Annotated in this window: 7 protein-coding genes; 1 reads left to right on the forward strand and 6 read right to left on the reverse strand. The window is 74.9% G+C overall.

Translation table 11 applies throughout. The features are described 5' to 3' along the window. The 6 genes from ABZX96_RS23600 to ABZX96_RS23625 all read right to left on the reverse strand — a co-directional run. The coding region (locus tag ABZX96_RS23600; RefSeq protein WP_355547718.1) for a hypothetical protein at window positions 1–278 on the reverse strand (278 nt) is incomplete at its 3' end. After that, the gene (locus ABZX96_RS23605; RefSeq protein ID WP_355547720.1) at window positions 275–1,132 is read right to left on the reverse strand and encodes an alpha/beta fold hydrolase; all 858 of its coding nucleotides are present in this window, start codon (window positions 1,130–1,132) and stop codon (window positions 275–277) included. The genes ABZX96_RS23605 and ABZX96_RS23600, both read right to left, overlap by 4 nt. Further along, window positions 1,129–6,249: a type I polyketide synthase gene (locus ABZX96_RS23610; protein WP_355547723.1), complete on the reverse strand. Its 5,121-nt coding sequence runs from the start codon at window positions 6,247–6,249 to the stop codon at window positions 1,129–1,131. The genes ABZX96_RS23605 and ABZX96_RS23610 overlap by 4 nt, the downstream gene beginning before the upstream one ends. 46 nt (window positions 6,250–6,295) lie before the next feature. After that, the gene (locus tag ABZX96_RS23615) at window positions 6,296–8,701 is read right to left on the reverse strand and encodes a non-ribosomal peptide synthetase (RefSeq protein ID WP_355547725.1); all 2,406 of its coding nucleotides are present in this window, start codon (window positions 8,699–8,701) and stop codon (window positions 6,296–6,298) included. After that, on the reverse strand, window positions 8,698–9,600 hold the full coding sequence (locus tag ABZX96_RS23620; protein ID WP_355547728.1) for an NAD(P)-binding domain-containing protein: 903 nt from the start codon (window positions 9,598–9,600) through the stop codon (window positions 8,698–8,700). Before ABZX96_RS23620 ends, ABZX96_RS23615 begins: the two co-directional genes overlap by 4 nt. 1 nt (window position 9,601) lies before the next feature. After that, window positions 9,602–10,447: a methyltransferase domain-containing protein gene (locus ABZX96_RS23625; RefSeq protein WP_355547731.1), complete on the reverse strand. Its 846-nt coding sequence runs from the start codon at window positions 10,445–10,447 to the stop codon at window positions 9,602–9,604. A gap of 933 nt (window positions 10,448–11,380) precedes the next feature. Here ABZX96_RS23625 and ABZX96_RS23630 point away from each other — a divergent pair. Then, window positions 11,381–12,568, forward strand: coding sequence for a cytochrome P450 (locus tag ABZX96_RS23630; RefSeq protein WP_355547734.1), 1,188 nt, complete (start codon window positions 11,381–11,383; stop codon window positions 12,566–12,568). Window positions 12,569–12,859 lie beyond the last annotated feature (291 nt).

Raw genomic sequence — 12,859 nt, forward strand, 5'->3', positions numbered from 1 at the left:
GTACGCGTGCGGTCGCCGTCCCTACGGGCAGGACCGGTGTCCCAATGCGTGCGGTCGCCGTCCCTACGGGCAGGACCGGTGTCCCAATGCGTGCGGTCGCCGTCCCTACGGGCAGGACCGGTGTCCCAATGCGTGCGGTCGGTGTCCCTATGGGCAAGGCTGGTCTCCGTCCGCATGCGGTCAGTGTCCGTGCAGGCAGCACCGGTGTCCGGATGCGTGCGGTCGCCGTCCGTCATGGCGGGCCCGGGGTGCCCTGTGGGGGGCTTGGAGTTCGTCACGGTCGCTGCCTCCTTGCCGGGTCCGGGGGGTGTGGGGCGGTGGACGCGTATGGGGGCGTCCCGCCCGGTGGGCGGCAGGCGGCGACGGCGTCGGCCACCAGCTCCGCTTCCTCGTGCATCAGATAGAAGTGGTCGCCGGGGAGGGTGCGGAGCCGGAAGTCGCGGGTGGTGGTCGCGCTCCAGGACCGCATGTCCTCCGCGGTGACGCGGGCGTCGTGCGCGCCCCGGTAGCCGACGATCGGGGCGTCGATCCGGGGTGTGCGGGCGGGGCGGTAGGCCCGCAGAAGGGTGAGGTCGGCCCGCAGCGCCGGCAGGAACAGTTCGCGGAGTTCGGGGGAATCCCTCAGGACCGGGTCGGCGTCCATGGCGAGGGCGGTGACCTCCGCGTCGTCCGCGGCGGTCGGCGGGCCGGTGGCCGCGCACAGGTGCGGGGCGGCGTGGCCGGAGACCAGGAGGGCGGCCGGGGTGGTGCGGGCGCGTTCGGCCATGCGGACGGCCACTTCGTACGCGACGGCCGCGCCCATGCTGTGGCCGAAGAGCGCCAGTGGGCGGTCGAGCCACCCGGTGAGCGCCTCGTAAACACTGTCCGCAAGCGTGTCCATGGCGGTGATGGGTGGCTCGGCGAGCCGGTTCTGCCGTCCCGGGTAGCAGACCGCGGCGACCTCGACGCCCGGGGGCACCCGGTCCTGCCAGCCGTGGAAGAGGGTGGCGGCCCCGCCGGCGTGCGGAAAGCAGATCAGCCGTAGCCGCGGGTCGGGCAGCACGCTCCGGCGCAGCAGCCAGCGGGAGGCCGGCGCGCCGGACGGAACGGTGCCGTGGGTGGACGGACGGGGGCGGGGCTGCGGATGGGTCATGACGTGTGCTCCGTTCCGGTGGCGGCGGGGTCGCCGGGGAGGGCCGGTGCGGTGGTGGCCGACGCCGATCCCGGCGGAGCGCCGGTCGCCGACGGAGAGCCGGTCGTCAACGGAGCGCCGGGTCCCGGCGCGGGCGCTGCCCCCGCCGCCTCCAGTTCGGCCGCCAGGCCCGCGATGGTCGGGGCCAGGAAGACGGTCTGGACGGACAGGTCCACCCCGAAGTGGTCCCGGCAGCGTTGGACGACCTGGAGGGCGGCCAGCGAATGGCCTCCCAGAGCGAAGAAGTCGTCGTGCCGGCCGAGGGCGTCGGTGCCGGTGCCCAGGACGTCCTGCCAGATGCGCCGCAGGTCCTGTTCCAGTGGGCCGCCGTCGGCCTCGTCCTTGTCGTCCGCACCGGCCGAGGGCGCGGGGCCGGTGGCCGACGGCGGACCGCCGGACGCCGCGCCGTCGTGCTGCGCGCCGTCGCCGCCCCGGCCCGTCTCCGCTCCCCCGTCCGGGACGGCGACGGTCTCGGGCGGCACGGTCGAGACCACCACGTGGCCGAGCGCGAGCACGCCGGGGCACCGTTCGAAGGCGTCGAGGGCGGCGGCCGGTTCCAGGCCGCCCAGTGCCGCGCCGTCCCCGGCGAGCGCGCGTTGGCGGCGTTCGCCCGCGCGGCCCATGCCGACGCCGTTCCAGCGGTCCCAGCCGACGGCGAGGACCGCCGGGCCGCCCTCGGTGCGCGCGGCGGCGCGGGCGAAGGTGTCCAGGAAGGCGTTGGCCGCGCCGTAACAGGCGAGCCCGGGGGCCGTGGAGAACGCCGCCAGGGAGGAGAAGAGGAGGACGAAGTCCGGTCGCGCGCCCGTCTCCTCCAGCGCGTCGAACAGGGTGAGGGTGCCGGTGGTCTTGGCCCGGAGCGTCCGGGAGACGGCGTCCGGGGTGAGCAGTTGGGTCAGGCCGCCGCCGGGTTCGCCGGCGGCGTGGATCACTCCGTCCAGTCCGCCGAAGCGGTGCAGCGCCTCGCGGAGCACCTCCTTGATCTGCGGCCCCTCGGCGACGTCGGCGCCGCGTACGAGGAGTTCGCCGCCTGTGCCCGCGAGTCCGGCCGCCAGGTCGCGGGCCGCGTCCGGGTTCCGGCCGACGAGGACGACGCGGGCCCGGTGGCGCCGGAGCAGGTGGCCGGCCAGCAGCCGTCCGACGCCGCCCGTGCCGCCGGTGATCAGGTAGCGACCGCCGTCGCGCAACGTGCCGTCCGTGGTGGCGGGCGGTGTGGGCAGCGGTTCGAAGCGGCGCACCCAGCGGTGTCCCGCGCGCAGCGCGACCGGTTCCGGCCGCGCGGGGCGGGCGAGTTCCGCCACGAGGGCCCGGGCCCGGGCGCGGTGTCCCGTTGCGTCCGGTGGGGTGGCCGGGTCGAGATCGACCACGCGTACGGTCACGGAGTCGAGTTCAGCGCGGAGCGCGCCGGCCGCGCCGATGGTCAGCGCCGCCCAGGGGTCGAGCCGTTCGGCGCCGGTGACGTCCAGCGCGCCCCGGGTGACCAGGGTCAGCTCGGTGGTGCCGGCCGACCCGGTCAGGGCTCGGGCCAGGCCGGTGAGGTCGCCCAGCGGCGGGCAGCTCGCGGTGGTGAGCCCGCCCCAGGTGCTGATCACACGCAGCGGCCGGGCCGGGTCCTCGTCGGGTGCCGCGAGCGCCCGCGCGTACTGGTCCGGGTCGCGGGGGTCGATGGTGATCGTACGGACGTCCGTGTCGGGCTGGGCCCCGGTCTCCGGCCGGGCTCCGGTCCCCGGCCGGGCTCCGGCCTCCGGCGAGTCTCCCGCTCCCGGCAAACCCCCAGCCCCCGGCAAGGCTCCCGCTCCCGACAAATCCCCAGCCCCCGGCAAGCCTCCCGCCCCCAGCAAACCCCCAGCCTCCGGCAGCACCCCAGCCCCCGGCAGAACGGTGGTGACGCGCCCGCCATCCGCCATCAGTTCCGCGCGGACGGCCTCGCTCAGCGGCCCCCCGTCGGAGAACAGCACCCACCGGTACGCCCCGGCGTCCCTGGCGGGCGCGACGGGACCCGGTTCGAGGGCGCGCTGCCAGGTGACCCCGTACCACGGCCCACCGGGCGTGGTGGGCGAAGCGGCCGGGCGGTCCGGTGACGGGTGGTGGACCGTGGGCGCGAAGGGGTAGGGCGCCGCGGGGAGCAGGGGGCCGGGCTGGGGCCAGAGCGCGGGCAGATCCACCTCGACGCCGGCCTCCCAGGTCCGGGCCAGCGCGGTCAGCAGCACTTCGCGGTCCTCCCGGTCCTCCAGGGGGTGCCGCATGGTGGGGACGGCGTGGCCGGCTCCGCGGGCGCGGGCCAGCGTGGTCAGGGCGGTGCCCGGCCCGGTCTCCAGGAGGAGGCGGGGCGCGTGGTCCAGCAGGCAGGCGAGTCCGGCGTCGAAGCGGACGGTGTGGCGCAGGTGGGTCACCCAGTACTCGGGGTCGGTGAAGTCGGCGTCCGCCGTGCCGGTCACGTTGGAGATCAGCGGGACGGCGGGGTGGTGCAGGCGGGTCTTCCGTACGGTGTCGCGGAACGCGCCGAGTACGGGCTCCACGAGCGAGGAGTGCGCGGCGGTGGCCAGCGGCAGCGGGGAGCAGTCGACGCCGCGCGCGGCCAGGTGCCGCCGGACCGCCGCGATCCGCGCCGCCGGACCGGACAGCACGCAGGCGTCGGGGCCGTTGACGACCGCGAGGCACACGCCGTCGTGAAGCAGGGGTTCGACGTCGGACACGGTGGCGCGGACCACCAGCATCGCCCCGTTGTCGATGCCCGAGAGCAGCTCACCGCGCCGGCAGACGAGGGTGAGGGCGTCCTCCAGCGACAGGACGCCCGCCAGGTGGGCCGCCGCGTACTCGCCCAGGCTGTGCCCCATCAGGACGGAGGGGGTCACCCCGTAGGCGTTCAGCAGCCGGGCGAGGGCGATCTCGGTGATGAACACGGCGGGCATGGCGAGGCGCGGGTCGTCGTGTTCGCCGTTCACCGTGGGTGCGGGGTGCCGGTCGCCGCCCGCCGTGGACGCGGGGCGCCGGTCGTCCTGTCGCCCGGCTCGGGCGCCGGGCCGTGACGGCGCGCCGGTGTCGTCGTCCACCGGTACGGGGCCCCGGTACCGTTCGGTGGCGCCGGGGCCCGGCCGTGACGGTGCGGGGGTGTCATCGTCCGCCGCCGGCACGAGGCCCCGGTCCGGCCGCGGGATACGGACGCCCGCCCCTGGCCACGCGGCGGCGTCACCGTCCACCACCCGTCCGGGACTTGGGTCGCCGGACGTGACCGCACCGGACCCCGCCGGTACCGCCGTCCCGTCCTCCCGCGGCCACCAGATGGCGCGCAGGCGGCGGGCGGTGTCCCGGTCGGGTACCAGCGCCAGGCAGGCGTCCACGGTTTCCCGGAAGACCGGCGCGTCGCGGTACAGCTCGCGGCCCATCCCCGGGTACTGCGAGCCGCCGCCGGGCAGGACGAACGCCACCCGGCCCGCGCGGCCCACGGGGGCCGGGCGCGGGGTGGCCGGGCGGGTGCTCCACTCGGCCAGCGCGTGCGCGCGGTCGCGGAAGACGGCGGCCCGGCGGACGGGGAGGCGGCGGCGCCCGACGGCCAGCGTCCGGGCGAAGTCGGCGAACCGCCCGTCGGGGAGGTCGCGCAGGGCGCGGGCGCCGGAGGCGGCCAGTTCGTCCAGGGCCCGTTCGTCGCGGGCGGACAGGGCCAGGAGCTGCCAGTCCGGGGCGGGCGGGGACGGCGGGAGCGGGGGCGGTTCCTGGAGGACGACGTGGGCGTTGGTGCCGCCGACGCCGAAGGCGCTGACGGCGGCGCGGCGCGGGCCCGCGATGTCCGGCCACTCCTCGCCGGTCACGGCGGGGACGAACGGGCTGGTGGCGAAGTCGAGTTCGGGGTGGGGGCGGAACGGGAGGCTGGGCGTGGGCGGGATGTGCCCGTGGCGCACCATGAGGGCGGCCTTGATGAATCCGGCGATCCCGGCGGCGGCGTCGGTGTGGCCGACGTTGGACTTGACCGAGCCGATCCGGCAGCGGCCCCGGCCGGTGGCGCCCGCCGCGCGGTAGGCCCGGGTCAGGGCGGTGATCTCGATGGCGTCGCCGAGCGCGGTGGCGGTGCCGTGGGCCTCGACGTAGCCGATGGTGTCCGGGGAGACGGCGGCGTTCCTCAGGGCGGCCTCGATGACGGCCTGCTGTCCGGCGGTGCCGGGCGCGCTGTAGTGGGGTTTGTCGGCGCCGTCGTTGTTGACGGCGCTGCCCTTGACCACGGCGTACACCCGGTCGCCGTCCGCGAGCGCGTCGGCGAGCCGGCGCAGCGCGACGATGCCCAGGCCGTCGCCGGACACGAAGCCGGAGGCGTTCCGGTCGAAGCAGCGCACGTGGCCGTCGGCCGACCACACGCCGCCCGGCTGGCGCAGGTATCCCTGACGGCGCCAGGGCGACCAAGACACCCCGCCGGCCAGCGCCATGTCGCAGTCACCGGCGGTCAGCGCGCGGCAGGCGACGTGGACGGCCACCAGGGAGGTGGAGCACGCGGACTGCACGGCGAACGCGGGTCCGGTGAGGCCGAGTTGGTAGGCGACGCGGGTCGGCAGGAAGTCCTTGTCGTCCGCGGCCATCAGCACGTCCGCCGAGGTGCCCAGGAAGACGGAGCCGTCGGGGGTGCGGTGGGTGCCGACGGTCTGGCCCGCGTAGACGCCGACGCGCCCGGGGAACCGTTCGGGGTCGTGCCCGGTGTCCTCCAGGGCGTGCCAGGCGGCCTCCAGGAACATCCGCTGCTGCGGGTCCATGGCGGCGGCCTCGCGCGGGGAGTAGCCGAAGAACGCGGCGTCGAAACGGTCGGCGTCCCACAGGATCCCGGCCGCGGGCATCAGCGCGGGGTCGGCCAGGCGTTCGGGGCGGGCTCCGGCCCGGGTGAGTTGTTCGGGGGTGAGTTCCCGGATGCCGCGACGGCCCTCGGCGACGAGCTTCCAGAACTCCTCCGGCCCGGTGGCGCCAGGGAAGCGGCAGGCGATGCCGACGACGGCGATGTCCGCGGACTCCGGCTTCGCACCCGGTCGAGGGTCCTCTACGGGCGTGGAGCCGTGGCCGCGGCCGGTGTCCGCCGGCCCGTCGGTCGGTGACGTGCTCACGCGGGTTCCCCCTTCGAACGGCGCTCCGCCGGCGCCTGCGACGTCCTCACACCTGCTCCCCCGTCATCCGGCGTTCCGCGGGCGCCCGCCACCCAGGCCCGGCTTGGGCACCGGCCACGGCACCGTCGCCGTCACAGGCCCCATGACCGGCCACGGCACCCTCACCGGTCCCATGCCCGGCCACGTCGCCGTCACCGTTCCCGGCGGCACGCTCGGCCCGGAGCCGTTCCCGCCTGCCGTGCTCCACGAGTGCGACGAGCCGCCCCACCGTCCGGGCCTCGAAGAGTTCGACGGCGGCGAGCCGTATCCCCCACCGTTCGGCGATGGCGGCCTGGAGCCGCACCAGGTCCAGGGAGGTGGCGCCGAGGTCCGCCAGGGCGTCGTCGGGTCCGGCCGCGTCCACGCCCAGCACCGCGCCCACCAGCGCTGCCACGTCACCGGCCTCATGCGTGCGCCCGTTCGGCCCGGGTGCGTCGCGATCTCCTGCGGACGGTCCGGGCGCCGCGCGGTCGCGCTCGTCGCCGGACGGCCCGGGGGCCGGGTCGCGGGGCCGGTCGGCGAGGGCCGCCAGCGCCGCGCGGTCGGCCTTGCCGTGGGCGTTCAGCGGCAGCCGGTCCAAGAGGACGAAGGACGACGGGACGAGGTGCGCCGGCAGCAGCGCGGCCAGGTGGCGGCGCAGGTCGGCGACGGTGAGCGGACCGCCGGGCGCGATCTGGAGGTAGGCGGTCAGGCGTTCCGCCGACCCGGATACGGGGACGAAGGTCTCCGCGTCCGAGGCCGATGGGTGCGCCCCGCCGACGGAGGCCGCCACGCCGTCCTCGTCACCCTCGTCCTTGTCGTCCTCGTCCTTGCTGTCCTCGTCCTTGTCGTCCGGGACCACCACACCGTCCCTGCCGACAGACGCCGACGGATCCGCCGCCCCCGCCACCTGGACCGGCCCACCGGTCGCGGTGACCACGGCAGCCGTGACGCGCGGGTGCCGCAGCAGGGCGATCTCCACCTCGCCGGGTTCGATGCGGTAGCCGCGGACGTTGAGCTGCCCGTCGATCCGGCCCAGGAACAGGTACGCGCCCCCGGGCAGGCGGCGGGCGAGATCACCGGTGCGGTACAGCAGTCCGGGGCGGGCGGTGAAGGGGTCGGGCAGGAAGTGCCGGCGGGTCGCCGTGGGGCGGTTGAGATAGCCCAGGCCGACGCCGGGGCCGCCGATGTAGAGCTCGCCGCGTTCCCCGTCCGGCACGGGCACGCCGCGCTCGTCCAGGAGGTGCAGGGTGACCCCGGGCAGCGGGTGGCCGATGGTGGGCATGCCTTGCCCCGGGCGGCACCGCCCCACCGAGGCGCACACGCCGGCCTCCGTGGGGCCGTAGGCGTTGAACAGCCGCGTCCGCGTGCCCCAGCGCCGCACCAGGTATTCCGGCAGCGGTTCGCCGCCGGAGGTGAGGGTGGTGACCGGCAGCGGTTCGTCCTCGGGCAGCGTGGCCAGCAGCGAGGCGGCGCCGGAGAGGTGGGTGATGTCCCGCTCGCGCAGCAGCCCGCTCAGTTCGGGGCCGTGCAGGGGCACGTCCGCCGGGGGGACGACGAGTGTGCCGCCGCTGAGCAGGCTCATCGCCAGCTCCCAGATCCACACGTCGAAGGTGAACGGCGCGAACTGCAGCACCCGCGCCCCTTCGAGGTCCCCGTAGACCCGTTGGAGTCCCCGGGCCAGGTTGACCACCGCGCGGTGCGGGATCAACGCTCCCTTGGGCGCCCCGGCCGATCCGGAGGTGTAGACGATGTACGCGAGGGCGTCGCCACTACGCGGGTCGGCGGACGGCAGACCGCCGACCGGCCCGCCCGGCGCCTCGTCAGCCGCCGCGCCCGGCAGGCGACCGGCCGGCACGCCCGGCGCATCCGCGAGCAGCACGCCGAGTGCGTCTCCTGAGAGCGGGCCCGGCGGCGCCTCGGCGGCGCCGCCATGGGCGGACCGCCGGACCTCCACCCCCACCGTCCCCCCGGCCGCGCCCCCGAACGCCGCCACCTCCTCCGGCCGTACGCACGCCAGCACGCCCCCCGGTGCCGCGGCGTGCAGCGCGTCGTCCACCTCCCCGTCGGTGACCAGCGTCCGTATCCCCGCCTCGGCGACCACCGCCCGATTGCGGGCCACGGGGTGGGAGGCCGGCAGCGGGACGTGGGCGGCGCCGGCCAGCCAGACGGCCAGCACCGTGACGGGGAGCAGCGGGGAGCGCTCCATCGTCACGCCGACGACGTCGCCCCGGCGCACCCCGGCCCGGACGAGCGCGCCGGCCAGGTCGGTGGCCCGGTCGGCGAGCTCGCCGTAGCCGATCCGGCCCCCGGGGTGGTCCACGGCGGTCCGGCCGGGCACCGCCCGCGCCCACTGCGAGAAGAGGGCGAGCGCGCCGCCGGCGGTCTCGACTGCCGGGTCCGCGACCGCCCCGGCCCGGCCCGCGCCCGTCACGCGCCCTCCGCCGGTTTCGGCGCGCCCTCTCGGCGGGCGCGGAACTGTTCGGTGAGGATGGCGATGTGCTCCCGCCGGTGGCCCTGGTCCAGCGCGACGCGCACCCGGTCCCGCATCGCCTTCAGGTAGGACTGCTCGATCCCGGCGCGGTCGGCGGCCCGGGCGAGGTTCTCCAGCGCGTCGATGTGCGTGGTCAGCGGGGCCTGCTCGAAGGCGTAGTCGCCGCGTTCGATGAGGTCCAGGCCGACGCGGACGGTGTTCTCGAAGCCGGGGTCGTACAGCGGCACCGAGTCGGCGAACTCGCCGAGCGGGACGCCGATCCGCTCGGCGATCGCCGCGCACTCCACGAACCCGCTGACGAACGCGTAGTAGAAGGCGCTGGAGACCACGTGGTACGCCTTCGCGTACCGGGGTTCGCGGTGCAGGTGCACCTGGTTGCCGGACATGGCCTTGGTCACCGGGCCCAGTTCGGCGAAGTCCTCGGCCGATCCGCCGTAGACGGTGAAGCAGGTGTCGGTGCCGATGGCGTCCGGGTAGTTGAGGATGGCTCCCTCCATGTAGCGGCCGCCGGCGCCGGTGACGCGGTCCTGGAGCGGTCCCACGCTCTCGGGGACGCCGCTGGCGTGCTGGACGACCAGCCGCCCGCGCAGGTCGGCGCCGGACTCGTCCAGGACCTGGTGGGTGATCTCGTAGTTGAGCAGGCACAGCAGGCTGACCGGGGCGCTTTCGATCGCCTCGGCGGCGGTGGCCAGGACCTGGACGCGCGGGTGCCGGTCCGCCAGGTCCCGCGCGCGCCGCTCGGTGCGGTTCCACACCGCCACGTCGAGGCCGGCCGCGGCGCACGCCCGGGCCACTCCGGAGCCGATCACGCCGGTGCCGATGACGGTCACATCTGCCATGTCAGTTCTCCGCCCTGGTGAAAGTCATGATGACGCCGCCGACCTCCTCGGCCCGCGCCCAACCGGCGAAGGCCGCCAGCAGGTGATCGGCCCGCTCCTCCCCCAGCGCCGCCGCCAGCCGGTCGCGCAGCGCGTGCAGCCGGTCCAGCAGCCTGCCGAAGGACCCGTGGACCTGCTCGGTGATGTCCAGGAGTTCGGTGATCTCCAGCCCCGCCCGCCGGGCCACCGACAGGTGCGTGTGCGGCGGATCGAGTGAGACCGCGTTCACCAGCCGCAGGTAGGGGCCGATCCGCTCCAGCACGTCCGCGGTCGCCCGCCCGCGGACGTACGGGGTCTCGACCACCAGGCGCCCGCCCGGACGCAGCACCCGCGCGAGGGCTCCGTACAGCTCCGCGACGGCGAAGTGGGGGGTGCTCTCGAAGGCCAGCGCCGCGTCGAAGGCGGCGTCCTCGAAGGGCGGGTGCAGCGCGTCGGCGTATTCGAAGCGCACGGCGTCACCCACCCCCTGCCGCTCCGCGTACGCGGTCGCGGTGCGCAGCGCCCGGCGGTCGATGTCGATGCCGACCACGTTCGCCCCGGTGAGCTGGGCGATCCGGGTCGCGGGGCGGCCGTTGCCGCAGCCCACGTCCAGGACGCGGCTGCCCGCGCCGACGCCGAGCCTGCCGATGACGAGGTCGGTGAGTCGGCCGGTGGCCTCTTCCACGGGTGTCGGGTCCTCCGGCCCCGACCAGATCCCGTAATGCCGGTCGGGACCCGCGGCGCCTTCCTCAAGGGCCGTGAACATCTCGTAGGTGCTCTCGATCTCCTTGTGCGAGAAATTGCCGCGCCAGCTCACTTCGGCGACCACCGGACCCCCTCCACCACCGTTTTCCCCCCGGAAACCGGTCACAGGTACCGACTACCCGTTGCGGGTACGGACTTACGGTTACAGGTACGGACTTACGGACCCCATTTCCCCTCGCGGTCCGGACCTGTTTCCCTCCGCACGGCCCGGAATTCCTCCACGCGTTCCGTTTCTGTTTCCCCTTCACGGCCCGGCCCTCCCGCACGGGATTTTTCCTCATGGTCCGGCGCGTCCAGGGGACGTCTTCCGGATGATGCCAATCTCCTGCTCGGCGGGGCCGTGAAGTGCCGCTCCGGCGGTGGATCGTCGCATTCCGGCCGCCGCGGAGCCGGTACGGGACAACGCCGGTGCGCAACGATGCGGAACATGCGGAATCGGCGAGAGGAGGAACACCCGGCGAGCGCACTCCGCACAGCCCCGGCACCGAGCGCAAGCCTCGTGGAGCCGGTGCCGACCGTCAAGAACGGGTTCGCGCCACGTCACCGCCGCGAACACGATCTTTCGCCGCCGTCCGGAGGGCGTTCGCCATCGGAAATCGTGCGGCGCGGCGCCGACCGGAACCGGCGAGAACCACTCGGCCCACTCCCCGGCGGGCCGGAAAGGGACGTGCCGACGCCACAACCACCCCTTCCGTTATTCCCTTCCCTTTTCCCGGCTTCAGGAGACGGGGAATCGGCCATTTCTCCCGGCCGGGCAAGTGTGACCGAGGAAGGATCGCAGCCCGGCCGCCACGACACTAATGTCTTTTGGGAATGCCTTTCCGGCGGAGCGCGCCAGGCCATGGGACCCGTACGTTCCGCCGTCCCGAAGCACCCTCCACCGGATCCGCGAGTTCCACGGGGCCCGCACCCGCCGCACGGCCCGGCACGTTCCGCGACAAGGGCAGAAAACCATCGCAGGCAGGGATTCGACACTCTCACTGGAGATTCCGTGGACATGCGACCCGAACCGCTCGACTATCCTTTCTCGCAGCCTTCGGGGCTTGTCGTCGACCCCGAATACGAGCACTGCCGCAACCGCCCGGGACTGACCCGGGTCCGCCCGCCCTACGGCGACGAGGCGTGGCTGGTGACGCGTTACGAGGACATCCGGTTCGTGCTGCGGGACCGGCGGTTCGTCCGCACCCCGCCGCCCGGCGGCGACGAGGCGCGCCTGACGCCGCTCCCGCTGCAGGACAGCATCCTGAACACCGACGCGCCGCACCACGGGCGCCTGCGCCGGGCCCTCGCCCAGGGGCTCCGCTTCAACACCGCGCACATCCAGGAGCTGGAGGAGCTGGCCGGTCGGGAGGCGCGCCGGCTCGTGGCGCGCTGGACGGCCCAGCCTCCCCCGGTCGACCTCGTCGCCGCGTACACCAAGCCGCTCACCGTGGCCATCCTCTGCCCGCTGATCGGCATCCCGCGGCAGGACCTGGCCGTCTTCCTCGACTGGTTCGAGGGGTTCGCGGGGACCGGCCTGCCGCCCGAGGTCGTCGAGGACCGGGTCGCGGAGATCACCCGCTACACCGGCCGGCTCATCGCCGACCGCCGCGACCGGCCCCGCGACGACCTGGTCAGCCGGCTGGCCGCCCGCCTCGGCCAGGACGGCGGCCTGAACGCGGACGAGTTGGAGGAGCTCGTCAACGACATCCTGCTCGCCATCGACAACGTGGCCACGCAGCTCACCAACGCCTGCTACGTGCTGATGACCTCGCCCCGGCACTTCCGCGAACTGCGGGAGGACCGGGAACTGCTGCCGCAGGCGGTCGACGAGCTGCTGCGGTACGCGCCGTTCCCCTCCCACGTCACCTTCTCCCGCTACGCCACCGAGGACGTCGAGGTCGGCGGCACCCTCGTCCGCGCCGGTGAGCAGGTGCTCCCGGCGCTGCCCGCCGGGAACCACGACCCGGCCGCGTTCGCCGAGCCCGACACGCTCGACTTCCACCGGACCGCCAACCCGCACCTGTCCTTCGGCCACGGCGCCCACCACTGCATGGGCCCGCCGCTGGTGCGCATGCTGGTCAAGGTCGCCGTGGCCGGCCTGCTGGACCTGCCGGGTCTCCGGCTGGCCGTGCCCGAGGAGGAGCTGCCCTGGCGGAGCGACCTGATCATCCGGCGGGTGGAGTCGCTGCCGGTCGTGTGGTGAGCCGGTCGTGTGGTGAGAGGTGTCTCGCGGCGCGTCGTGGTGACGCCGCGCCGCGCTCGCGCGGCCTCGCGAAGGGCCCGCGTCGGTCCGTATCGCCTGCCTGAGAATGCCTGAGAAAAGCACGCGGAAGACGGGAAACGGAAAGAGCAAACGAAAAGGAGCGAGGTGGACGCCGGGCAGACCCGGCCTCCACCTCGCACAACGCTTTCGCGGAATCCTCCGCGCGCTTCCTCGTGTTTCTTCTTGTTTCCTCGTGTTTCCTCGCGCTTCACCGCGGTGGCGCCGCACTTC

The sequence above is a fragment of the Streptomyces sp. NPDC003077 genome (genome assembly GCF_040611095.1).
GTDB lineage: Bacteria > Actinomycetota > Actinomycetes > Streptomycetales > Streptomycetaceae > Streptomyces.

What these genes read in the sequence shown, in the direction of transcription:
- ABZX96_RS23605 (WP_355547720.1), bottom strand. Translation starts at nt 1,132, where the DNA reads ATGACCCATCCGCAGCCCCGCCCCCGTCCGTCCACCCACGGCACCGTT.
- ABZX96_RS23620 (WP_355547728.1), bottom strand. Translation starts at nt 9,600, where the DNA reads ATGGCAGATGTGACCGTCATCGGCACCGGCGTGATCGGCTCCGGAGTG.
- ABZX96_RS23630 (WP_355547734.1), top strand. Translation starts at nt 11,381, where the DNA reads ATGCGACCCGAACCGCTCGACTATCCTTTCTCGCAGCCTTCGGGGCTT.